Here is a 22,517-nt window from a genome sequence, read left to right on the forward strand (position 1 = left end):
CCGGACACACAGGGAGCCGAAGACGTCCCCTGAGCGCCATGTTTCTGCCACGATTCCGAGTGGGTGGGCTCGGAGCACAGCTCTCCCCGCCCACAGCCTCCGCCGGGGGGACCCCCAACCGGCACGCCTATGACCAGTGGGAGAGTCACGGTGTACTTCGCCGCACTGCTCGCGCGCACCGAAGACGGGTGGGAAGCGAGCGACACAGAGCTCGACGATGTGGAGACCCTGTCGGATCTGGCCGACCTGGCCCGGGAAGCCTCTCCCGACGAGGACACGGTGCTCGTGCTGATCGAGCAGGAGGACGCCTGGTTCGGCGTCGTCCGCATCGACGGTGAGGAGGACCCGCGTATCTACGTCTCGGACGCCGCAGCCGCCGCCCGCAGTTCGTACGGCGAGATCCTGCTCACCGACGAACTGCTCGGCAGGGATCCGGACGACGACGAGCCCGACCTGGACGCCCTCGACCTCGACGGCACCGAGGACGGCGAGGCCGAGGACGAGGAGGACGAGGAGGAGGCAGCGACCGCCGGCCCCGGCGAACTCGTGCCGCACGGCCCCGTCGGCGACATCCAGATCCTGGACGACCTCGGCGTCAGCGAGAAGGAGCTGAAGTCGCTGTCGGAGGACGCGGTCACCGAGATCGCCGAGGCCCTCGGCGCCTCGGAGGTCCTGGAGGCCGTCCGCTGACCTCACCGACCGCGGGACCGACACCCGACCCGGTACGCGACCGCTGGCGGGCCGCGATGCGGCTCGCCCTGGACGAGGCCGGGCGGGCCGGCGCGGACGTGCCGGTGGGCGCGGTCGTACTGGGCCCGGACGGCACGACCGTGCTCGCGGCCGGACACAACGAACGCGAGGTCACCGGCGACCCGACCGCGCACGCGGAGGTGCTGGCGGTCCGCCGGGCCGCCGCCGCGCTGGGCGAATGGCGGCTGACCGGCTGCACCCTCGTCGTGACGCTGGAGCCCTGCACCATGTGCGCGGGCGCGATCGTGCAGTCCCGGGTGGACCGGGTGGTCTACGGCGCCCGCGACGAGAAGGCGGGCGCGGCCGGCTCCCTCTGGGACGTCGTCCGCGACCGGCGGCTCAACCACCGCCCCGAGGTGATCGAAGGCGTGCTCGCCGAGGAGTGCGCCGGGCTCCTCACCGACTTCTTCCGTTCCCGCTGACGGGCGTCGCGGACCGGGAGCGGACCCGGGAAACGGATTTCAAACCACGCCGCACCTTGCTGTAAGGTCTCCCTCGGTAGCGTGTCCGAGCGGCCGAAGGAGCTCGCCTCGAAAGCGAGTGTGGCGCAAGTCACCGAGGGTTCAAATCCCTCCGCTACCGCAGGTAGATGAGGGGCCCGGTCCGATGGACCGGGCCCTTCGTGCTCTTCCGTCTCAGTCTCCGTCTCAGTTGCGCCATTCGGCCGCCCTGAGCCTCGGCGTGGACGTGTTCTCCGTGTGGTCTCGGTCGAGCAGGGCAAAACGGTGCTGCCCCGGCCAAGTCCGGTGAGATTGCGGCTCGTCGTAGTCCGCCCGGGGTGATGTGCCCCGCCCGGTCGGCGTAGCGAGGCCATCCTTCGTCCGTCCATTCCGCGCCAGCCGCCGCACGTTCGTCCTGCTGCGAGGGCGGGCGGCGCGACGGCCCACCGTGCGGCGTTCCGGCAGTCGTCCGCCGCACGCAAGAGCCGCTGCGCCTCTTCGATGGTGTAGGGCTCCACCTCCTCCTCGCCGACGCGGGGCGCCGCACCCGCGCCGACAGCACGGTCACCGAGCTGAAGCCGAGGGACGAGGAGGAGGCCCGCCGCGTGCCGGCGGAGGACTTCGGCATCGAGGCGCCCAAGGGCCTGAGGCTATTGAGGTGAGGGCGGCCGGGTCGTGGTGGCGGCCCCGCCCACGCGGGCCTCGAAGCACTCGCGTTCGCCGTCGGCCGACGCGGGCCGGAAGCAGGCCCGGACGGTGCTGCCGGGACGGACTTCGGTCATCTCGGTATAGACGAACGTTGCCGCGTCGTCCTTGTTCCTGATGCGCACGTCGTGGGTCGGGCCGCCTGCCGTGACGTCCACCCGGTCGCCGATCTCGGTCCCCCAGGTCCGGGCCCAGCCGGCACCGCACTTCTTGCTGTGGCGCAGCTCGATGTGGGCGCCGGTGGCCGTGCGGTACGAGGCGAGGGTGTCGGGGCCGATGCCGCAGATCAGGCGCATCGGATCCCGGCCCTCGCAGGCGGCTCCGCGGCATTGGGGAGCGAGGGAGAACGGGACGGAGGCCGGTAGCGGCTCGGCCTCCTGAGCCTCCGAGTCCGGCAGCAGCAGGAACAGCAGGACCGCAACACCACCGACGATCACGGTGTACGCCGACGCCAGCACCACCAGGAGCCTGCTCCCGCCCAGTCGCCGCCGCCCGGTCCCGGCGGTCGGCGGCGACTCCTGAGGATGTGGCCGCGGCGAGTCGTCCGGGGGAGGGGCGGGTGCGGGGGCCACCGCGCGTCCGCTCCAGTGCGACTCGGCGATCTCCCACAGGGCCAGCAGCCGCCCGTCCGGTTCGTTCGCGAGCCGGCACAGTTCCCGTACGGCCTGGCGAGGAGGCAGGCCCTTGCCGTTGAGGTAACGCTCCCACGAGGACTTGCTGTACGCCGTTCGCTCCGCCAGCGCCGCCAGGCTCAGCCCCGCACCGGCCCGCAGCTCCCGCAGCGCCGCGGCCAGCCGAGTGTGTTCCGCGGTCACGTGGTCGCCGTCTTCCGTAGGGCCTGCCAGGTGCGCGGGCCGATGACTCCGTCCACGACCAGCCCGCTCCGCTTCTGCATGCGCTCGACCGCTCGCCGCGTCTTCGGGCCGAAGACGCCGTCGATCTCCCCTGGCGCAGTGCCCGCCCGGCGCAGCAGGCACTGCGCCTCGGCCACTTCGAGCCCCACGTGGGTGTTGGACAGGGGAATGTCCGTGGTCCGGCTCAGGCCCGCGTACCAGCGGCCGTCGCGCTGCTCCAGCCGGCAGGTGTAGATGACCGGCACCAGGGACTCCGTCACAGTGGCCGGGGCCGCCACGACGGCATCGCTGCGGTCCCGCGCGAGCTGGGCACGGGCCTCGGTGAGCTGCATGGCCAGCAGGAGTGCCGCGGTGACGGACAGCCCCGAGACCACGGCTCCCACCGTGACCGCGACGCGCAGGTGACGCCCGTACGGCTGCTGCTCCGTGAGGGTGTGTGCCGGTGTCGCGGCGAGGTCCTCGGGGGCGTCGGTAGTGACCGCCCTTCCCTCCGCCCAGCGTTGGGCGGCGATCTCGTGCATCAACAGCAACCGGGCCGGATCGTCACCGCCGATGCGGGCCATCGCCTCGACGGCCTCCCGGGGCGGCAGAGACCTGCCGTTCAGATACCGCTGCCACGACTTCGCGCTGTACCCGGTCTTCGCGGTCAGCTGACGCGTGCTCAGTTCGCTGCGGTCCTTCATTCCGCGCAGTCGCACGATCAACTGGTGGACGTGTGGATGCAGTTCTGCGGGCAGTTCCTTCCAGCGCGACACGCTTTCCCCCACTCGCGTTGGGGGCCGTGGTCCCGGCCCCCGTGTCCCGGTCTCATTCTGCACCAGCTGTCACGGGCACCCCGCCCTGCTGCGCCCCCGCCCTGGCGCGGAATCAGCCGTCCCCCTCTCGCCGCAGTCCCGCCGCAGGGACTCGGCGGGCGGCATCTCAGCAGGTCAGCGCGCGGGACGTCCCGGGATGAGGTCACTTCCGTGTCACCTGTGGCCCAACGTCCCGCCGAACCCGCAGTCTCGTTGCGGAGCCGGCCGCTGCGGTCGACTTCTTCAAGCGCACGTCAATCGAGGGGAACAGCATGCGAGCCATCACAAAGGCACTCGTCAGTGTCACCGCCGCGGTCGGGATCGCCGCCGGCGGCCTGGCGACCACAGGCACGGCCATGGCGGCCCCCGCGTCGGCGTCAGCCCAGCAGCAGGCGGTGACCGGTGAGGTCGGCACGCTCGCGGTGGTCAACCTGGGGCTGAACACCGCCAGGGCCAAGAACTGGCAGTGCTGGCTGCGCGACACGGGTTACAACCCCGGCACCATCGACGGGCAGCTGGGCACCAACAGCTGGAAGGCAGCGCAGAGGAAGTTCAGGGACCAGGCCGGCTACGACGATTCCATCGACGGAATCGTCGGACCCAACACGATCAAGGCGCTGCAGAGGTACCTGAACGGCTGGCTCAGCGACGACCTTGATGTCGATGGGATCGCCGGACCGGAGACCAAGGAGGCGTTCTGGGACTTCAACGCCACCGGCTGCTGAGCCGATCCGACGACCGCACACCCGCCGCGGCCCCCCTCCCTCAGCGAGAGGACGGGCCGCGTGCCGTGTCTCGACGCCACTCACCATCACGCACGGAATGTGAGGGAGCCATGCGCTCTCGCCTGACCACGGCTCGTCTCGCCGCCACCGCCGGCGCACTCGCCACTGCCGTCCTTACCGGTATGGCCGTTGCGCCCTCAGCCGCGGCGGCCGGCGCCTACCCGACCTGCAACACGTACAAGAACGTCAGTGGGCACAAGGTTCCCGCCTACGGGCAGCCGACTCCCAGCCTGACCTGCAACCTCGTCCTCAACACCAGCAAGTCCAACGAGGCCGTGAAAGTCCTCCAGACCAGCCTGAACAACTGCCACAACTTCAATCTTGCCGTCGACGGCTACTACGGCAAAGAGACCTTCCTCGCCGTCGAATCCATCCAGGTGACCTACCTCGGGGAAGCCTACGCCGACGGCTACTACGGTCCTCAGACCCGAGAGGTCATGAAGCACTGGGGCCTCAGCGGCTGCAGCAGGATCTGACCGTTCTCGCTCGATCGGAGAGACGCCCTGGGTCCTTACGCGCGCCCACGTAAGGACGGTCCAGAAAATCCCACGCGGAGTCGTGCGTGCGGGCTCGCGAGGAGGGCGTGACGCTCTTCCTGGAGAACGGCGTGTCCGCGCTGGGCGGACTGCGGGGAGCCGACGGGAGGAGGGGCCGACTCCACCGAGCCGGCCCCTCCTTGGTGTTCGGGGTGGCGAGGTCAGGCAGCGCTCTTGCTGCTTCGCGCCCCGGCGGCCCCGCCGGGGCGACCGCCGTGGGACTCGGCCTCAGCTACTGCTCCTCCGGCGGCTCCAGTGATGTCAGCGCGACGGCCGAGGAACTCCAGCTCACCGTCCTGCGTTCCCGTGCGGCATGGGAACCGTCGGAAGCCGATCGAGCAGCGCCACCACTTCAGAAGGGCCCCGTCGTCAGACGGGGCCCTTCGTGCGATCATGTGCGCTCGTCGGGCGCAACAGTGACAGGGGAACAGGGAGGCCGCGATGGCGGTGAATGCGAAGAAGGTCGCCGTCTACGGTCTCGTGGTCTTCGTGGCCTACGTGATCATCACGGACCCGGAGAAGGCCGCCGACTACGTCCAGATAGCCTTCGAGGGCATATCGGACGCCGCCAAGTCCATCGGCGACTTCTTCACGTGGCTCGCCGACGGGGCCAAGTAGCTGGGAGCGCACATGATCCGCCACCTCGTCCTCTTCAAGCTCAACGAGGGCGTCGAGCGTGACGACCCGAGGGTCGTGAAGGGCGTCGAGGCCTTCCGCGCGCTCGACGGCAGGATCCCCGAGATCCGCTTCTGGGAGCTGGGCTGGAACCCAGCGACCGCCCCATCGCCTATGACTTCGCCATCAACTCCGGCTTCGACGACGTGGCCGCGCTGCGCCGGTACGTCGAGCACCCGGACCACCAGGCGGGCGTGGCCCAGTGGCACGAGTTCGCCACCTGGGTGATCGCCGACTACGAGTACTGAGCCCTCGCAGCCGTGAGCCCTCCGCCGGAACGGCGGGGGGCTTTTTCGCGTCCTGTGCACCGATCCTTCCCTCAACACGGCGTTATGGGGTGCTTGCACACAGTGCACATGTCTTGTGATGCTATGACCGCTTTTGACGGATGAGTTGATCGATGAAGTCCGATGCAGACCGATGAAGAGGTGGCGTTGACCGTGTCGGCCAGTACTGCGCCGCCCCAGGAAGTCGTCGAGGTCGTCGAGGTCGTCGAAGCAGCGCCGGCCGCACCCCAGCGCAGCCGCGGCGCCGACACCCGGGCGCTCACGCAGGTGCTCTTCGGCCAGCTCAAGGGCATGCAGCCGGGCACGCCGGAGCACACCCGGGTACGCGGGGCGCTCATCGAGGCCAACCTCCCGCTCGTGCGCTACGCCGCCGCCCGCTTCCGCTCCCGCAACGAGCCGATGGAGGACGTCATCCAGGTCGGCACCATCGGGCTCATCAACGCCATCGACCGCTTCGACCCGGACCGGGGCGTGCAGTTCCCGACGTTCGCGATGCCCACCGTCGTCGGCGAGATCAAGCGGTACTTCCGCGACAACGTCCGTACGGTCCACGTTCCGCGCCGGCTGCACGAGCTGTGGGTGCAGGTCAACGGCGCGACCGAGGACCTGACGACCGCCTTCGGGCGCACCCCGACGACCGCCGAGATCGCCGAGCGGCTGCGCATCACCGAGGAGGACGTGCTGTCCTGCATCGAGGCCGGACGGTCGTACCACGCCACCTCCCTGGAGGCCGCCCAGGAGGGCGACGGGCTGCCGGGACTGCTGGACCGGCTCGGCTACGAGGACCCGGCCCTGGACGGCGTGGAGCACCGGGATCTCGTACGGCATCTGCTGGTGCAGTTGCCGGAGCGGGAACAGCGCATTCTGCTGCTGCGCTACTACAGCAATCTCACCCAGTCACAGATCAGCGCGGAACTCGGCGTCTCCCAGATGCATGTCTCGCGGCTACTCGCGCGTAGCTTCCAGCGACTGCGTTCCGCGAACCGGATCGACGCCTAATCGACGCCTAATCGAGTAAAGGATCGAGTCGTCACCGGCAGGGCTGAATCGCTCACCAGCGCGGATCCCGGCCTTTGTGCTGCGAAATACCGTCAGACCCCCTTCATCCAGGGCGTATGCGCGTCTCGCATGTCGACATGTCACTACAGCGTGTTGCCGACATGTGACATTCTGCCGGAAGCGCGTTTGCCGTGGCTTCGGCTCCGGTATTCAGGTGAAGGCTGATGTTCCTCGACGGAACGTTCGCCGTACCGTCCCGCGACCCAAAGGGGGTGGCATGTCCGCAGACCAGGGCAGCTCGAAGGTGCTCACGCTCACGAAGAGCGAGCCCGCGCCCGCGCTCGACGACGTAACGGCCGTCGAGGCCGCGCCGGCCCCGGCCCTCCCGACCTCGGGAGCTCTCGACACCCGCACCCTGTCCCGCTCCCTCTTCCTGCGGCTCGCCGCACTCGACGAGAACAGCCCCGAGCGCGCGTACGTACGGGACACCCTCATCGAGCTCAACCTCCCGCTGGTGCGCTACGCGGCCGCCCGCTTCCGCTCCCGCAACGAGCCGATGGAGGACATCGTCCAAGTCGGCACGATCGGCCTGATCAAGGCGATCGACCGCTTCGACTGCGAACGGGGCGTCGAGTTCCCGACGTTCGCGATGCCGACGGTGGTCGGCGAGATCAAGCGGTTCTTCCGCGACACCTCCTGGTCGGTCCGCGTCCCGCGCCGCCTCCAGGAGCTGCGGCTCGCCCTCACCAAGGCCAGCGACGAGCTCGCCCAGAAGCTGGACCGCTCCCCGACCGTCACCGAACTCGCCGTGGTCCTGGGCGTGTCCGAGGAGGACGTCGTCGACGGCCTCGCGGTCGGCAACGCGTACACCGCCTCCTCGCTCGACTCCCCGGCACCGGAGGACGACGGCGGCGAGGGCTCCCTCGCGGACCGCCTCGGCTACGAGGACACGGCTCTGGAGGGCGTGGAGTACCGGGAGTCGCTCAAGCCGCTGCTGGCCAAGCTCCCGCCGCGCGAGCGCCGGATCATCATGCTGCGGTTCTTCGCGAACATGACCCAGTCGCAGATCGGCGAGGAGGTCGGCATCTCCCAGATGCACGTCTCCCGGCTGCTGACGCGGACGCTTTCACAGCTACGGGAAGGCCTGATCTCGGACTGACGGAAGCCTCGCACGAGGCTTCCTATCTGACGGAGTGTCAGCCACCATGGCGCGATGCTTCGAGCGACACGTTCCGGATGGACACATGGCCGTCGGGGCGCCCTGCTGGGCGCGTCGGCGGCCGTCGTCTGTCTGGGCGCGGTGCTGGCCGCGTGCGGGGGCGGAGGTGGCGGCGGCTATGTCGCCACGGGTGCGGCGGGCGGCCCGCCCCGGGGTTCCGGTACGGCGGTGGCGCCGACGGGTGAGGTGACGCTGGTGCCGCTCGACGAGACGCCGTCCGGCCCCGACTCGCCTGCCGTGCGCACCCCTTCGGAGAGTGCCGGGGCAACACTCCCGGCTGGCCCGGAGGACGGCAGCCCGCCCGCCCCTTCGGCCGGGGGCGCCACGTCAGGTCGTACGACGGCCGATCCGTCGGGGTCACCGACGCCGACCGTCCGCCCCACGGCACCGAACGGCCCCGCCGCACTCCGCGTCGGCGAACCCGTGCGCGAGGCCACGGACAGGCGCTGGTGCGAGGACGTGACCCTCGCCTTCCACAACGCCGGGCAGAGCGCGGTGCGTTCGGGCACCGTGACCTTCGGGACGCACGTCATCGGCGCACTCGGTGTCGACTGGGCGACGATCGAGTCCGCCGAGCGGCTCCCGGCGCCGATCGGGGCCGGCGTGCGCACGGAGAAGACCTGGACGGTGTGCGTCGACGCGTGGCGCGTGCCGTGGGGCATGCATGTGGAGACGCGGGACGTGTCCGTTCAGTGGCGGTAGAGGTTTGCCCTGCGCCCTACCGGTGCTACTCGCCCTGTCCGCGCTACTTCAGCGCCAGCCAGGCCACCGCCGCGACGATCACCACCGCGGCGACGATCCCGATGATCAGGCCGAGGCGGGGACCGCCCGATGCGGCCGCCTGCTGCTGCCGGCCCTGAGGGGCCTCGTCGACGAACGCGCGGAACATCTGGGTGCTGCCGGCGGGGTCGTGGTTGCCCTGGGGGCCCTGCGTGTTAGCCATGCCCCGAGACCCTAGCGAATCCGGGGGTGTGGCCCAAGTGCGGGCTCCGGGTCCGCACCGCATCCCCTTATCTGTGTGTTTACGTTCGTAATACTTGCCTTTGCCAAGTTTTTGGCCGCGACCACCCCCTTCTCATTTGCCTGTAACAACCAACCACTTCTATGGTTGCCCTAAGCAACGAACACGGGAGGTGCGATGGCCGAACAGGCGCAGTACGAGGAGCTGATCCGTCAGTTCAGCGCCTTCGGCGCTGTGAAGAGGGAGTTGGGGCGGATCATGCCGTCCGACTGCCCGAGCGGCTCCGCAGCCGTGCTGACGCTGCTGGGCCGCCACGGGGACATGCGCATGAGCAAGCTCGCGGAGCTGCTCGCCGTGGACATGTCGGTCACCAGCAGGCATGTGGCCCATGTGGCCGAGCGCGGCTGGATCGACCGCTCCCCCGACCCGGCGGACAAACGCTCCCGCATCCTGCACCTCACCCCCGAGGGCCGCGCACAGCTGGCGGAGATGTCCCGGCGGACCTGCCGGATGCTCGCCGAGCGGCTGAGCGACTGGAGCGACGACGAGGTGGCCCAGCTGACCGTGCTGATGGCACGGCTCAGGGCCAGCTTCGACGACTGCCGCGTCCCGCACGCCCCGCTCCCCTGCGACACCGAGCCCCGGCCGCCCACCGCACCCGTGCTCGAGCAGTCCCCCCGTACACCCGCGACCACCACGTAAGAGAAGGAAGCCCATGGCAACGACCACACCAGCCGGTGTGCGGGCTCACGCCAAGCACGGAGGTGGGTCCTTGGACGGCGCGCCGATGACGCACCGGCAGATCATGGAGGCGCTGTCCGGGCTGTTGCTCGGCATGTTCGTCGCAATCCTGTCGTCGACGATCGTCACCAACGCCCTGCCCGAGATCATCGGCGACCTGGGCGGCGGCCAGTCCGCCTACACCTGGGTCGTCACCGCCGCGCTGCTCTCCATGACCGCGGCCACGCCCCTGTGGGGCAAGCTCTCCGACCTGTACAGCAAGAAGGCGCTCGTCCAGATAGCCCTGATCATCTATGTGCTGGGCTCGGCCGCCGCCGGGCTCTCGCAGAACGCCGGCATGCTGATCGCCTGCCGTGTCGTCCAGGGCATCGGCGTGGGCGGGCTCTCCGCCCTCGCGCAGATCGTGATGGCCGCGATGATCGCCCCGCGTGAGCGCGGGCGGTACTCCGGCTACCTCGGCGCGACCTTCGCCATCGCCACCGTCGGCGGCCCGCTGCTCGGCGGTGTCATCACGGACACCAGCTGGCTCGGCTGGCGCTGGTGCTTCTACGTCGGTGTGCCGTTCGCGGTCATCGCGCTGATCGTGCTGCAGAAGACCCTGCACCTGCCCGTCGTGAAGCGGGAGGTGAAGGTCGACTGGGGCGGCGCGTTCCTCATCTCCGCCGCGGTCTCGCTGCTGCTGCTCTGGGTCACCTTCGCCGGTGACAAGTACGCGTGGCTGTCGTGGCAGACGTACGCGATGGTCGGCGGATCGGTCGTGCTCGGGCTGCTGTTCGTGCTCGTCGAATCCAAGGCGAGCGAGCCGATCATCCCGCTGCGGCTGTTCCGCAACCGGACCATCACCCTGTCCTCCATCGCCTCGCTCTTCGTGGGCGTCGCGATGTTCACCGGCACGGTCTTCTTCAGCCAGTACTTCCAGCTGGCCCGCGACAAGTCCCCGACGATGTCGGGCGTGATGACCATTCCGATGATCGCCGGTCTGTTCGTCTCGTCGACCGTCTCCGGGCAGGTCATCACCAAGACCGGCCGCTGGAAGGCCTGGCTGCTCGCCGGCGGTGTGCTGGTGACCGCGGGTCTGGGGCTGCTCGGCACGATCCGGTACGACACCGAGTACTGGCACATCGCGATCTTCATGGCGCTGCTCGGCCTGGGCGTCGGCATGATGATGCAGAACCTGGTGCTGTGCACGCAGAACCAGGTGGATCCGTCCGACCTCGGCGCCGCCAGCTCCACGGTGACGTTCTTCCGGTCCCTCGGCGGTGCGGTCGGCGTCTCGGCGCTGGGCGCGGTCATGGCCAACCGGATCACCGACTACGCCAAGGACGGCCTCACCACCCTCGACCCCAAGTACGCGGCCGCCGCTGCCAGTTCGAGCTCCAGCAGCAGCATCCCGGACATGGACAGCCTGCCCGGCCCGCTGCGCACCGTGATGGAGAGCGCGTACGGCCACGGCATCGCGGACGTCTTCCTGATCGCCGCGCCGCTCGCGCTGCTCGCCTTCCTCGTCACGCTGTTCATCAAGGAGGTCCCGCTGCGGACCTCGGGCGGGCTGGCCCAGGCCGCGGCGGCCGAGGCTCCGGTGGCTCCGGTGGCTCCGGTCACGGTCGAGGCCCCGGCCGAGAAGAAGACCCCGAGCTGGGCCGCCGTCGCCGAGACGAGCACCGAAGCCGGACCGCAGGGCACGCAGAGGCTCGCGGCCGTCGCCACCATGGAAAGGGGGACCGCACCGGTGTCCGGTGGAATTCCGGTCCGCGGCCATGTCCGCGGCGCCGAGAGCGCGCCCGTCCCGCAGGCCGCCGTCACGCTGATCTCACTGGGAGGACGGCAGCTCGGCCGGTCGGTCGCGCAGGCCGACGGCTCCTACGCGGTGGACGCGCCCGGTACCGGGTCGTACGTCCTGATCGCCTCCGCCGACGGGTTCCAGCCGCAGGCGTCCACCGTGGTGGTGGGCGACGAGCCGGTGCCGTACGACATCCTGCTCAGCGGCACCAGTGGGCTTGCCGGTGTCGTGCGGGCCGCGCAGAGCGGGCTGCCCGTCAAGGACGCCATGGTGATCGTGACGGACGTGCGCGGTGACCTGCTGGCCACTGTCTCCACCGGCGAGCAGGGCGAGTTCTCCTTCGCCGAGCTGATTCCGGGGACGGTGACCGTCGCCGTGAACGCCGCCGGGTACCGGCCGCGTGCCCTGCCCGTCGAGGTCGGCGGTACCGGGGTCACCCGGATCGAGGTCGATCTCGACTCCGGAGCCCAGCTCCAGGGTGTCGTACGGGCGCCGCACGGTCCCCTCGCCGACGCGCGGGTCACGCTCGTGGACGCGGCGGGCAACGTGGTCGGCACCGCCACCACCGGGTCGGACGGGGCGTACGCCTTCACCGACCTGGACGGCGGGGACTACACCGTCATCGCGACGGGGTACCCGCCGGTGGCGACCGCCCTGACGGTCGACGGCCGCGGGGTCGACGACCACGACATCGAACTCGCCCACCCCGGCGAGTAGTTCCGCTCCGGCCCGTGGGGCGTGCGCACTCTGAGCAGAGGTGCGCACCCCCACGGGCCGGTCTCTTGTGAGGAGTTACCTGAAATGGGACTGACCGCGAAGATCCGTACGCGGGACGGATGGGCCGTGTCGCACGCGGTCGTCACGGTGACCGACATGACCGGCTCGCAGGTGCTGCGCGCCGAAGCCGACGGGGACGGAGTCGTGCGGGACGCGACCGCGCTCACGCCGGGGGCGTACACCGTCATCGTCACGGCGGTCGGGTACGCGCCCGCCGCCGCGAGCGCCCTCGTCACCGCGAGCGGGCGGGCCGAGGTCGGCACGGTGACGCTGGCCCGGCAGGGCGGCACCGAGCTGCCGCCGCCGGGACCCTGGACCGTCGACCCGGCGCACTCCAGTGTGGCCGCGGTGGCCCAGCACCTGGGCATCTCCAGCGTGCACGGACGGTTCACCGACTTCACGGCCTCGATCGAGGTCGCCCCCGACGACGTGACCAAGTCCCGGGTGGAGGCGGTCATCCGGGCCGCGTCCATCGACACCGGCAACGGCATGCGGGACACCCACCTGAAGTCCGCGGACTTCCTCGACGTGGAGCGCTTCCCGGAGATCACCTACCGTTCGGCGGGGCTGACGGCGGCCGGTTCGGACCGCTGGACGGTCCACGGAGAGCTGGAGCTGCACGGAGTCGTACGCCCGGTCGACCTGGACCTGGCCTACCTCGGCACCGGCTCGGACCCCTGGGGCGGCACCCGGGCGGCCTTCCGGGCGACGGCCCAACTGCGGCGCGAGGACTTCGCCATGGACTACAACCAGGTCGTCCAGGCGGGCATCGCGGCCATCGGTACGACGCTCAAGGTGGAGCTGGACATCCAGGCGGTGCAGGGGGATTCGCGCCCGCAGGCGTGATTCCGCAGGCGTGGGCGTGGATTAGCTCGATCGTGTGATCGTCACCCATTCGGGCTTGCGATGCCCTGTGGCAGCCCGGGTAGCGTAACTCCTGCGACCTGGGACGCCGGGTGCGGTGCCAGCGTGCGGGGCCCCTGCTCCACCAGTGAGATGGTTCAGGGCCTCCCCGTCGCCTCTGGCCGCATCCACAGGCCAGGTCGTGAGGGACTCCGCCCTTCCGGGATCGGACCACGGACAGGATCCGTGTCGCCACCCGGAGGCGAAAGCGGACGACCTGGGGGTACCTCCCACGCCCTTAAGGCAGTGGGGGAGCGCCCAAGACCGTTCGGGGCGTGCCAGTAGGCGGACTTACTCCCGCCCACTGCCCAGGAACGGTTGAGCTCGTCCGCGCTCATGCGGCTCACGCTAGGCGGTGCGGGCGGGGCCCCGCAGGTGTCCGGGCGAACTGCCGGAAGGTGTCAGGGCCTGTGGCCGTCGCCGCCGCTCACCCGGGCCACCAAGTCGGTGCACAGGTCCCGGAGTTTGACGTTGTGGTCCATGGAGACACGGCGCAGGCGTTGCAGGGCGATGCGGGCGTCGATCCGCTCCTGGGCCATGAGGATGCCGATCGCCTGGTCGATGACGCTGCGGGAGAGCAGGGCGGTGCGCACGTCGGCGGTCGACTCGCGGCGGCGCTCGACGCGCAGGGCGACGTTGATCGCGTCGCCCACCCGGGCGGCGAAGGCCCGGGCCGCGTCCCGGCCCCGGCCCCGGCCCAGCGCGCCGCTCTGGACGCCGTAGAGGTTGAGGGCGGCGCCTCTCTCCCCTTCGACGTCGATCGGCAGCGCCAGCACACAGCGCACGCCGACGGAGAGGGCGTACGACGTGTAGGTGGGCCAGCGCGTGTCCGTCTCGAGGTCGGGGGCGTACTGCTCGGCGTTGGTCTCGGCGGCCTCCACACACGGCCCGGAGCCGTTCTCGTACTGCCGCTGGTCGAGGCCGCTGGGCAGGCCGCGGCTGCCGGCCAGGGTCAGCAGGCGGTCGGCCCGGCGCACGGTGATGCTGCAGGCGGCGGCGCCGGGCACCGCCTCGACGGCACGGTCGGTCAGATCGCGCAGCAGCGTGTCGAGGCCGCTGCTGCGCGCGATGGCCATTTCCAGCGTGTCGGGCGTGTCAGGGCTCATGGATCTACGGTTATCCCGTCAACGCCCGTTAACGCCTGGCCGCTCCAGCCGCTCATGCGGCGTTGTTCGCATCGACGATGCGGCGGGCCAGGTCGCGCAGCTTGACGTTCTCCCGCTGCGAGGCCTTGACCAGGGACTCGAAGGCCTCGGCCGCGTCCATGTCCATGCGTTCCATGAGAATCCCGGTGGCCTGTCCGATCAGGTCCCGGGTGCGCATGGCCTCCGTCAGCTGCTCCCGTACGGTCGCGGAGTCCAGGGCGAGACTGACGTGCGCGGTGAACAGGCGGCCGATGCGGACACCGGCCTCGTCGAAGGCGCGCGGCTTGCGGGCGTACGCCGTGAGCACGGTGAGGCGGCGGCGGTCGGCGCGCAGCCGCAGCGACAGCGCCGAGCGCAGGCCCAGCTCCGCCAGGACGGTCCCGCCGTCGTCGGCCTCGCTGTCCTCGACCCGCAGGACGGGCGCGGTCCACAGGCCCTCCCAGTACGGGTCCTGCTCGCGGCCCGGGTGCCCGGACTCGGCCGCGCGCACGACCTCGTCGGTCCAGGCGACCGTACGGCGGTGCTGGGTGCGCTCCATGACGGAGATGCCCGCGTGCTCGGCGCCGGGCAGGATGTGGACGGCCAGCCGGACCGCGGCGCGCATCGTGCTGTGCGGGGTGATGGTGTCGTGCAGTTGCTGAGCCGCCACCGTCAGGGCTTCCGCCAACTCGAAACCGGCAGGAAAACGGGGCAAATCAGGAAACTCGGACGCAGCCACCACGAACCTCTTCGGCATGCACGACCGACGGCCGTGCGCAGGAGAGCTCCGCAGCACATTCCCGACTGCGAGCACAGGACGGACAGCACTTTATCTGCTCTGTTGCGTCGAGGTGACGCCCGGCTGAAGCCGGGGCGCAGGCACTTTCGGGCGCCCTCGTCCGCGTGATGCAATGGGGGCGACAGGTCAGGAAGTGGCCTCCCCGGAATCCGGACGGACGTCTGCCAGGTGAGTTGCCGTGACCTTCTTCCCGAATCCGTGCGAGCTGCGTGATCTGCGCGATCTGCCCGGCTGCACCGTGATCGCCCTGCCCCCGGAGATCGACCTCTGCAACGCGGAGGGCCTGTACCACCGCATCATGTCCGCCGCGGACGCCCGCGCCGACCGCCTGCGGCTGCTGGTCCTGGACCTCACCGGGACCCACTTCATGGACTCCCAGGGCGTACGACTCGTCGACGAGGTACGCCGCGGCCTCCAGCCCCGGACCCGGGTCCGGGTGGTGGCGGCGCCGCACGGGGTGGCCTGCCGCGTCCTGGAGCTGACCGGGGTGCGGCGGGACGTTCCGGTGTACGACAACCTCGCCGAGGCGCTGGAGAGGTGAGCCTGCGTCCCGGGCGCGGCAGCCCGGAGTCCTAGGCTGGGCCCATGGCACCGAACATCGCGACCAACACGGCCGTATCCCTGGACGAGCTGCTGGACTTCGTACGACCCCGGCACCACGCCATCCTGCTCACCCGCCGGTCCGACGGCAGCCCCCAGGGCTCGCCGCTGACCTGCGGGGTCGACGACTCGGGACGGATCGTCGTCTCGACCTACCCCGAGCGCGCCAAGACCCGCAACGCCAAGCGGGATCCCCGGGTCAGCCTCATCGTGCTCAGCGACGACTGGGACGGGGCGTGGGTCCAGATCGACGGCACGGCCGAGGTCATCGACCCGCCCGAGTCCGTCGAGCCGCTCGTGGAGTACTACCGGAACATCGCCGGTGAGCATCCGGACTGGGACGAGTACCGGGCGGCGATGCTGAAGCAGGGGAAGTCGATCATCCGGGTGACGCCGGAGCGGTGGGGGCCGGTTGCCACCGGCGGTTTTCCGGCGCGGCTTGCATCGGGGGACGGCGCCTAGGAGCTCGGGAGGCGTGGGTTGTCGTGCGGCTGCGGGGTCGTTGTGGCTGGTCGCGCAGTTCCCCGCGCCCCTAGGGGCGTTCAGTCACCGCCCTTTCCACCATCGCCTCGATTCCTGCCACCAGCAGGTCCAGGGCGAACTGGAAGTCCCGTTCCATCATCTCCTGGACCGTGTCGCCGCCTCGGGCCTCCATGATCTCCGTCGACTCCTGGATGACCTCGGTGGCGCCCGGGAACTTCGTGACCTCGTTCACGGCGGACCGGAAGTACTCGTCCGGGGTCATGCCGGTGTCCGTCACGCGGCTGTAGAAGTGGCCCTCGAGCGTGCCGTAGCCGTAGACGAACTGGAAGACGGCCGAGATGGCCCCGGTCAGCCGGTGCACGGGCAGACCGGTCTTGCGGATGACCTGCTGGACGACCAGGGAGAAGGCCAGGTAGTTGGGGCCGATGTTGAGGAAGCGTCCGGCCAGCGGCGACAGCCAGGGGTGGCGGACCAGCATGGCCCGGTACCCCTGGGCCAGCGTGCGCAGTTGGTCGCGCCAGTTCTCGTCGGCCGCCGGATCGGGCAGCTCCAGCTCCCGCATCACCGCGTCCGTGGCGAGTTCGAGGAGGTCGTCCTTGGTGTCGACGTACCAGTAGACGGACATCGCCGTGACGTTCAGCTCGGCGGCCAGCCGCCGCATGGAGAACTTGGCCAGCCCCTCCGCGTCCAGCAGCCGCACGGTGACCTCGGTGATCCGGTCGCGGTCGAGCCCCGAGGGCTGCCCACCGCCCCGCCCGCCGCGACGCGCCCTGCCCTCCAGCCACACGCTGGTCCGCGCCGCCGCCCGGGCCGTCCTCGCCATGGCGCACCTTCCTTGAACTTTCCAATTGCCGCCAGCTTAAGCGCCCCTTCCAGGGGCGCGAGGCTGTGACCTATGCGGCTCCGCCGCGATGGGGGTCCCCCCGCTCGAGCGAAGCCGAGAGTGGGGGAGCGACCAGCCACAACGGACCCGCAGCCGCCCGCCTACCCAGCCCCCGAGCTCCTAGGCGGAGTCTGCCCGCTCGGCCCGCCGCAACAACGCGGCCGCGACCACCCCTCCAAGCAACACAGCGACCGCACCGACCAACTGACTGCTCTCCAGCCCGGAGGCGAACGCATCCGTGATCCGAGCCTTCTCCTCGGTCGACCCCGCCGAGGCAAGCGCGGCCGGCAACGAGGAAGCGGCCACCGGAATCAACGCGGCGAACCTGGAGTTCAGCACAGCCCCGAGCACCGCAACCCCCAGCCCCTGCCCGAACTCCGCCACCGTGCCGTTGATCCCCGCCCCGACCCCGGCCTTCTCCGGCGGTATCGCACTCATGATCGCGTGTGCCATCGCAGGGCTGGCGATCGCGGCCCCCGCACCGATGAGCAGCAACCCGAGCAGCGTCCCGCCATAACCCCCGGAGGAGACCGTGGCGATCGAGACGAGGCCCGCCGACATCACCGTCATGCCCAGCCCGATCGACACGGGAGTGCCCAGCCTGGTCGACCACTTCGCCGACACACCGGTGAAGTTCAGCGCCACGATCACCAGGGCGAGCGGTGCCGTACGCAGCCCCGCCTCCAGGGGGCCGTACCCGAGGACGAACTGCATGTGCTGGGTGAGCAGGAAGAGCGACCCGCCCATGCCGAAGGTGATCAGTACCGCGCCGGCGACCGCTCCCGTGAAGCGCCGGTTCCTGAAGAAGTGCATGTCGAGCATGGGGTAGGGGATCCGGCTCTCCCAGTACCCGAAGGCGGCCAGCACCACGACCGCCACGGTCGCCGTCACCAGCACCCGGCCGGAGGTCCAGCCGTGCTCCGGCCCGGAGATGATCGCGAACACCAGCGAGGCCATGCCGATGGTCGACAGCAGGGCGCCCAGCAGGTCGGGCCGGTCGCCCTGCGGGTTTTTGGACTCGGGGACGAGTGCCACGACCGCCACCAGGCCCAGCGCCGCGACCGGCAGGTTGATCAGGAAGATCGCTCCCCACCAGAAGTGGTTCAGCATGAAGCCGCCGATGAGCGGTCCGGTCGCGAAACCCAGCGAGTTCACCGCGGCCCAGATGCCGATCGCCCTCGGCTGCTCCTCGGGCGCGAAGATCTGCATCGCCACGGCGAGTGTGGTGGTCATCAGCAGCGCGCCGCCGACGCCCATGCCGGCCCGTGCCGCGATCAACTGGGCGGTGGAGTCCGCCAGTCCGGCCACCAGGGACCCCACGCCGAACAGGACCAGCCCCGCCACCAGCATCTTCTTGCGGCCGTAGCGGTCGGCGGCGCTGCCCGCGGTGAGCAGCAGGCCGGACTGCACCAGTGAGTACGCGTTGATCATCCACTGGATGTCGGAGGTGGCCGCGCCCAACTCCCGGGTGAGCGAGGGGATCGCGACGTTCAGGACGGTGTTGTCGAGCAGCACGGTGAGCTGTGCGAGGCAGATGACACCGAGGATCAGCCAGCGCTGGGGGTGGCCGCCTGTCTGTTGCGTCTGCGCAGGGGTCTGTTCCTGGGGGGACGTCGTCATGCTGTACACCGTAGAACAGTTCCTATACGGCGTACAACAGAGATACGAGGAAGGGCGGTGGCCGGAGCCACCGCCCTCCTCGCCTTTTGTCGATCCTGTCCCTTACGCCTTCTGCGTCAGGTCGTAGAACGTGGCCGAGCCGACCGTCACCTTCTTGAAGGTCGCCTCGACCCAGGTGGTGATCTGCGAGGACGTGCCGTCGCTGCTGCCGCCCATGCCGCCGCCGGTGCCCGACGAGACGAAGTAGTGGATCTTGCCGTCCGCCACGTACTGCTTGAACTGGGCCAGCGTCGGCGACGGGTCGGTGCCGTTGAAGCCGCCGATCGCCATCACCGGGTCGCCGGTGGAGAGCTGGTAGCTCCCGGCGTTCTGGGCGCCGATGGCCGCCGCGGCCCAGGTGTACTGGTCGGCGTCGGTCTCCAGCAGCTTCTTGGCCTCGTCGGTGACGGTGGCGCCGTTGAGCAGACCGCCCATGCCTCCGCCGCCGCCCGTGCGGCCGCCGTCGCCGGTCCGACCGCCGCCGGGGGCGCCGTTGCCCTGCTGGTTCTGGCCGGGCGTGCCCCCGCCGGGGAAGGTACCGGTGCCGCCGCCGGGCGTGCCGCCCTGCGTGTTCCCGTTGCCGTTCTGCTGGTTCTGGCCGCCGCCCGGGAAGCCGCCGCCACCGCCGGGACCGCCGCCCCGGCCGCCCATCATGCTGGCGCCCGCCGGGCCGGCCGTCGGGATGGAGCCGGTGTGCGCGGAGTTCACCGTGCTCAGCGTGTACGCCGCCGGGCCGGCCAGCGCGGCCACGATGCCCAGGCCCGCCGCGGCGAGCGCGAGCTGCCGGCCGAGCCTGGCCACGAAGACCAGGCCGAGCGCGGCGACCAGGCCGCCGGTCAGCACCAGCCACTTCAGCCAGGGCAGGTAGTCCGGGGTGCGGTTGAGCAGGACGTAACCCCAGGCGGCGCCGGCCACGGCCGCGGCCGCGAGCGTGAGGGACGCCCACATCTCGGACCGCTTCTCCCACAGGGTCGCCGAACCCATGCCGACGACGGCCGCGATGTAGGGGGCGAGGGCGATCGTGTAGTACTGGTGGAAGATGCCCGCCATGTAGCTGAAGACCACCATGGTGATCAGCAGCGAGCCGCCCCACACCAGGAACGAACTCCGGGTCACCGACGTCCGGTCGAGCTTGCAGGTGGCCACCAGGCCGGCGACCAGCAGGATCAGCGCGGCGGGCAGCAGCCAGGAGATCTGGGCGCCGATCTCGGAGTTGAACATCCGGTCCCAGCCGGTCTCGCCCCACTGTCCGGTGCCGCCCGCGCCACCGCCGCCGCCGACGCTGCCGGTCTCCTCGCCGTTGATGCGGCCGAGGCCGTTGTAGCCGAAGGTCAGCTCCAGGAAGCTGTTGTTCTGCGAGCCGCCGATGTAGGGGCGGGACGAGGCCGGCCACAGCTCGACGATCGCCACCCACCAGCCGCCGGCCACGACCATCGCGCCCGTCGCGAGGGCCAGTTGACCGAAGCGCTTCTTCAGGTTCACCGGCGCGCAGACCGCGTACACGATCGCCAGCGACGGCAGGATCACGAAGGCCTGCAGGGTCTTGGCGAGGAACGCGAAACCGATCGCGACACCGGCCCACACCAGCCATTTCGTACGGCCGTCCTCCAGGGCCCGGACCACGAAGTAGCAGGCCAGCGCCATCAGCAGCGCCAGCATCGCGTCCGGGTTGTTGAACCGGAACATCAGCGCCGCGACCGGAGTGAGCGCGAGCACGGCGCCCGCGATCAGACCGGCCCCGGGGCCGAACCGGCGGCGCACGGAGGCGTAGACGACCGCGACGGTGCCGACGCCCATGAGGACCTCGGGCGTGAGGATCGTCCAGGAGTTCAGGCCGAAGATCCGGGCCGCGATCTCCATCGGCCACAGGAAGGCCGAGGGCTTGTCGACGGTGATGGCGTTGCTCGCGTCCAGCGAGCCGAAGAACATCGCCTTCCAGGACTTGCTGCCCGCCTGGACGGCCGCCGAGTAGAAGGAGTTGGAGTAGCCGGAGGCGCTCAGGTTGTAGAGGTAGAGGACGGCGGTCGCGAGCAGCAGGCCCAGGAATGAAGGGCGCGCCCAGCGCGGGTCCTCGGGCCGGCCCCGCCACAGTCTGCGGACGAAGGGCTGCCTGGGCTCACCGGACTCGGGGGCCGGCGGAGCCGGCGGAGCCGGGGGAGCGACCGGCTGCTGAACGGCCGTATCGGTACCGGCCGTTGGCGGGCCCCAGGCGGCGGGGCCCTCCTGGGTCGGATGGTCGGTGTGGGTGGTCATCGGGTGTCCCTCGGGTCGGTGTCGGTCGGGCGCACCGGCTGCAGATGCATGGCCGCGTCCCCCCTGGTGCGGTCCGCGGCTTCACCGGCGCGGAACTGGGTGCTGTCGTACGGCGATTGCGGCGCCGTGGCGTACTGGGGCGCGTGCGCCGGCGCCTGGGCCGACGGGCGCTGGGGCAGCGGCGGGTGCGGCTGCCGGTGGGTTTCGGGTGCCGTGAAGCAGGTGGGCGAGGACGGCGTGTGCGAGGCCACGACCGTCGACTCGCGCTTGTCCGGGAACACCCACGCCCTGAAGAGCAGGAAGCGCAGGACCGTCGCGGCCAGGTTGGCGGCGATGAGGACCGCGAGTTCGGTGGAGTGCGCGGGGTCGGAGGACGCCGCGTCCAGGGCGGCGAGGGAGCCGCTGGTCAGGGCGAGGCCGATGCCGAAGACGACCAGGCCCTGCGCCTGGTGCCGGACGGCGCCGGCGCTGCCCCGCACCCCGAAGGTCAGGCGCCGGTTGGCCGCCGTGTTGGCGACCGCCGAGACCAGCAGCGCGAGCGCGTTGGCGGTCTGCGAACCGGAGAGCTGGCGGAAGCCGCTGTAGAGCAGCAGGTAGAAGAGGGTCGAGAGACCGCCGACGACACAGAAGCCGACCAGCTGGCGGGCCAGGCCCTTCGGGACGTCCTTGATGTCGCGGTCGCGCGGATCGTCGCCGAACGGCCGGGTGATCCGGTCCAGCGGCAGCGAACCGGTGGCCAGGGCCTTGCCCACGCGCCACACCCCCTTGAGGTCGTCCGTCGCCGTCTTCACGATGTGGACCGTCGAGTCCGGGTCGTCGACCCAGTCGACGGGCACCTCGTGGATCCGCAGCCCGGCCCGCTCGGCGATCACCAGCATCTCGGTGTCGAAGAACCAGCCGCTGTCCTCCACCAGGGGCAGCAGCACCTGGGCGACATCGCGGCGGATCGCCTTGAAGCCGCACTGCGCGTCGGAGAAGCGGGCCTGGAGGGAGCCGCGCAGGATGAGGTTGTAGGAGCGGCTGATGAACTCCCGCCTGGCACCGCGCACGACCCGCGAGCTACGGGCCAGCCGGGAGCCGATCGCGAGGTCCGAGTGGCCGGAGATCAGCGGTGCCACCAGCGGCAGCAGCGCGTTGAGGTCGGTGGACAGGTCCACGTCCATATAGGCGAGGACCGGGGCGTCCGAGGAGGACCAGACGGTCCGCAGGGCCCGGCCGCGGCCCTTCTGTTCCAGCCGGCAGGCCCGCACCTGAGGGATCTCCGCCGCCAGCCGCGCGGACACCTGCGGGGTGGTGTCCGTCGACGCGTTGTCCGCGATGGTGATGCGGAACGCGTACGGGAACGTGCGCTTGAGGTGTTCGTGCAGTCTCAGCACACACGGCTGGAGGTCCTTCTCCTCGTTGTAGACGGGGATCACTACGTCCAGGACAGGCGTACCGGCATCTGTGGCCGGGAGGTGCTCCCGCGCCGGCAGGGTGCCGGGAGAAGAGTCGGTTCGCATGACAACGA

The 22,517-nt window shown here is 70.5% G+C and carries 22 protein-coding genes, 1 tRNA gene and 1 pseudogene; 15 read left to right on the forward strand and 9 right to left on the reverse strand.

Features of this window, described 5'->3' with window-relative positions:
- Positions 1 to 150: 150 nt before the first annotated feature.
- The 3 genes from QFZ76_RS25495 (at position 151) to QFZ76_RS25505 (ending at position 1,332) form a co-directional block, all read left to right on the forward strand.
- A complete protein-coding gene (locus tag QFZ76_RS25495; protein ID WP_307680125.1) occupies positions 151 to 690 on the forward strand; it encodes a hypothetical protein in 540 nt (179 codons plus the stop codon).
- A 56-nt stretch (positions 691 to 746) separates the two neighbouring features.
- Positions 747 to 1,172 carry a tRNA adenosine(34) deaminase TadA gene (gene tadA / locus QFZ76_RS25500; protein ID WP_307675918.1) on the forward strand — a complete coding sequence of 142 codons (426 nt, stop codon included), beginning with the start codon at positions 747 to 749 and terminating at the stop codon, positions 1,170 to 1,172.
- Between the two features lie 75 nt (positions 1,173 to 1,247).
- Positions 1,248 to 1,332: transfer RNA gene (locus QFZ76_RS25505), tRNA-Ser, on the forward strand.
- A gap of 508 nt (positions 1,333 to 1,840) precedes the next feature.
- Here the strand turns inward: QFZ76_RS25505 and QFZ76_RS25515 are convergent.
- Together QFZ76_RS25515 and QFZ76_RS25520 are read right to left on the reverse strand one after the other, a co-directional pair.
- On the reverse strand, positions 1,841 to 2,710 hold the full coding sequence (locus QFZ76_RS25515) for an XRE family transcriptional regulator (RefSeq protein WP_307675919.1): 870 nt from the start codon (positions 2,708 to 2,710) through the stop codon (positions 1,841 to 1,843).
- The gene (locus QFZ76_RS25520) at positions 2,707 to 3,504 is read right to left on the reverse strand and encodes a peptidoglycan-binding protein (protein ID WP_307675920.1); all 798 of its coding nucleotides are present in this window, start codon (positions 3,502 to 3,504) and stop codon (positions 2,707 to 2,709) included. The genes QFZ76_RS25515 and QFZ76_RS25520 overlap by 4 nt, the downstream gene beginning before the upstream one ends.
- Before the next feature lie 311 nt (positions 3,505 to 3,815).
- On the opposite strand from QFZ76_RS25520, the gene QFZ76_RS25525 reads away from it, so the two are divergent.
- The 7 genes and pseudogenes from QFZ76_RS25525 to QFZ76_RS25555 all read left to right on the forward strand — a co-directional run bounded on the left by QFZ76_RS25525 (position 3,816) and on the right by QFZ76_RS25555 (position 8,746).
- Entirely contained in the window at positions 3,816 to 4,268 is a 453-nt protein-coding gene (locus QFZ76_RS25525; protein WP_307675921.1) for a peptidoglycan-binding protein, read from the forward strand.
- A 110-nt stretch (positions 4,269 to 4,378) separates the two neighbouring features.
- Positions 4,379 to 4,804 carry a peptidoglycan-binding protein gene (locus QFZ76_RS25530; protein WP_307675922.1) on the forward strand — a complete coding sequence of 142 codons (426 nt, stop codon included), beginning with the start codon at positions 4,379 to 4,381 and terminating at the stop codon, positions 4,802 to 4,804.
- A gap of 501 nt (positions 4,805 to 5,305) precedes the next feature.
- A complete protein-coding gene (locus QFZ76_RS25535; RefSeq protein ID WP_307675923.1) occupies positions 5,306 to 5,482 on the forward strand; it encodes a hypothetical protein in 177 nt (58 codons plus the stop codon).
- A gap of 12 nt (positions 5,483 to 5,494) precedes the next feature.
- Positions 5,495 to 5,787: pseudogene (locus tag QFZ76_RS25540) on the forward strand (Dabb family protein).
- A gap of 162 nt (positions 5,788 to 5,949) precedes the next feature.
- Positions 5,950 to 6,825, forward strand: coding sequence for an RNA polymerase sigma factor SigF (locus QFZ76_RS25545; protein WP_266436981.1), 876 nt, complete (start codon positions 5,950 to 5,952; stop codon positions 6,823 to 6,825).
- Between the two features lie 277 nt (positions 6,826 to 7,102).
- Positions 7,103 to 7,984: an RNA polymerase sigma factor SigF gene (locus QFZ76_RS25550; protein ID WP_266436978.1), complete on the forward strand. Its 882-nt coding sequence runs from the start codon at positions 7,103 to 7,105 to the stop codon at positions 7,982 to 7,984.
- A gap of 54 nt (positions 7,985 to 8,038) precedes the next feature.
- Positions 8,039 to 8,746, forward strand: a complete 708-nt coding sequence (locus QFZ76_RS25555) for a hypothetical protein (protein ID WP_307675924.1) — start codon at positions 8,039 to 8,041, stop codon at positions 8,744 to 8,746.
- Positions 8,747 to 8,789: 43 nt separating this feature from the next.
- Here the strand turns inward: QFZ76_RS25555 and QFZ76_RS25560 are convergent, their stop codons facing one another.
- Positions 8,790 to 8,987: a hypothetical protein gene (locus QFZ76_RS25560; RefSeq protein WP_266436974.1), complete on the reverse strand. Its 198-nt coding sequence runs from the start codon at positions 8,985 to 8,987 to the stop codon at positions 8,790 to 8,792.
- 195 nt (positions 8,988 to 9,182) lie between these two features.
- Between QFZ76_RS25560 and QFZ76_RS25565 the strand changes: the two genes are divergently transcribed.
- The 3 genes from QFZ76_RS25565 (at position 9,183) to QFZ76_RS25575 (ending at position 13,149) form a co-directional block, all read left to right on the forward strand.
- On the forward strand, positions 9,183 to 9,707 hold the full coding sequence (locus QFZ76_RS25565; protein ID WP_307675925.1) for a MarR family winged helix-turn-helix transcriptional regulator: 525 nt from the start codon (positions 9,183 to 9,185) through the stop codon (positions 9,705 to 9,707).
- A gap of 13 nt (positions 9,708 to 9,720) precedes the next feature.
- On the forward strand, positions 9,721 to 12,243 hold the full coding sequence (locus QFZ76_RS25570; RefSeq protein ID WP_307675926.1) for an MFS transporter: 2,523 nt from the start codon (positions 9,721 to 9,723) through the stop codon (positions 12,241 to 12,243).
- 84 nt (positions 12,244 to 12,327) lie between these two features.
- Positions 12,328 to 13,149, forward strand: coding sequence for a YceI family protein (locus tag QFZ76_RS25575; protein ID WP_307675927.1), 822 nt, complete (start codon positions 12,328 to 12,330; stop codon positions 13,147 to 13,149).
- Positions 13,150 to 13,607: 458 nt separating this feature from the next.
- Here QFZ76_RS25575 and QFZ76_RS25580 read toward each other — a convergent pair whose 3' ends face one another.
- Both QFZ76_RS25580 and QFZ76_RS25585 read right to left on the reverse strand, forming a co-directional pair.
- The gene (locus QFZ76_RS25580; RefSeq protein ID WP_307675928.1) at positions 13,608 to 14,312 is read right to left on the reverse strand and encodes a GAF and ANTAR domain-containing protein; all 705 of its coding nucleotides are present in this window, start codon (positions 14,310 to 14,312) and stop codon (positions 13,608 to 13,610) included.
- A gap of 52 nt (positions 14,313 to 14,364) precedes the next feature.
- Positions 14,365 to 15,087 (reverse strand): ANTAR domain-containing protein, encoded by a 723-nt coding sequence (locus QFZ76_RS25585; RefSeq protein WP_307675929.1) that lies wholly within the window; start codon positions 15,085 to 15,087, stop codon positions 14,365 to 14,367.
- 220 nt (positions 15,088 to 15,307) lie between these two features.
- Between QFZ76_RS25585 and QFZ76_RS25590 the strand changes: the two genes are divergently transcribed.
- Positions 15,308 to 15,670 (forward strand): STAS domain-containing protein, encoded by a 363-nt coding sequence (locus QFZ76_RS25590; protein ID WP_307675930.1) that lies wholly within the window; start codon positions 15,308 to 15,310, stop codon positions 15,668 to 15,670.
- Positions 15,671 to 15,714: 44 nt separating this feature from the next.
- Entirely contained in the window at positions 15,715 to 16,191 is a 477-nt protein-coding gene (locus QFZ76_RS25595; protein WP_307675931.1) for a PPOX class F420-dependent oxidoreductase, read from the forward strand.
- Positions 16,192 to 16,261: 70 nt separating this feature from the next.
- Here QFZ76_RS25595 and QFZ76_RS25600 read toward each other — a convergent pair whose 3' ends face one another.
- The 4 genes from QFZ76_RS25600 to QFZ76_RS25615 all read right to left on the reverse strand — a co-directional run bounded on the left by QFZ76_RS25600 (position 16,262) and on the right by QFZ76_RS25615 (position 22,509).
- Positions 16,262 to 17,035, reverse strand: a complete 774-nt coding sequence (locus tag QFZ76_RS25600) for a TetR/AcrR family transcriptional regulator (RefSeq protein ID WP_307675932.1) — start codon at positions 17,033 to 17,035, stop codon at positions 16,262 to 16,264.
- A 180-nt stretch (positions 17,036 to 17,215) separates the two neighbouring features.
- Complete coding sequence (locus tag QFZ76_RS25605) at positions 17,216 to 18,715, reverse strand: MFS transporter (protein ID WP_307675933.1); 1,500 nt, start codon at positions 18,713 to 18,715, stop codon at positions 17,216 to 17,218.
- A 102-nt stretch (positions 18,716 to 18,817) separates the two neighbouring features.
- On the reverse strand, positions 18,818 to 21,007 hold the full coding sequence (locus QFZ76_RS25610; RefSeq protein ID WP_307675934.1) for a glycosyltransferase family 39 protein: 2,190 nt from the start codon (positions 21,005 to 21,007) through the stop codon (positions 18,818 to 18,820).
- On the reverse strand, positions 21,004 to 22,509 hold the full coding sequence (locus QFZ76_RS25615) for a bifunctional glycosyltransferase family 2/GtrA family protein (protein ID WP_307675935.1): 1,506 nt from the start codon (positions 22,507 to 22,509) through the stop codon (positions 21,004 to 21,006). Before QFZ76_RS25615 ends, QFZ76_RS25610 begins: the two co-directional genes overlap by 4 nt.
- Positions 22,510 to 22,517 lie beyond the last annotated feature (8 nt).

Source organism: Streptomyces sp. V4I2 (assembly GCF_030817655.1).
Taxonomy (GTDB): domain Bacteria; phylum Actinomycetota; class Actinomycetes; order Streptomycetales; family Streptomycetaceae; genus Streptomyces; species Streptomyces plumbiresistens.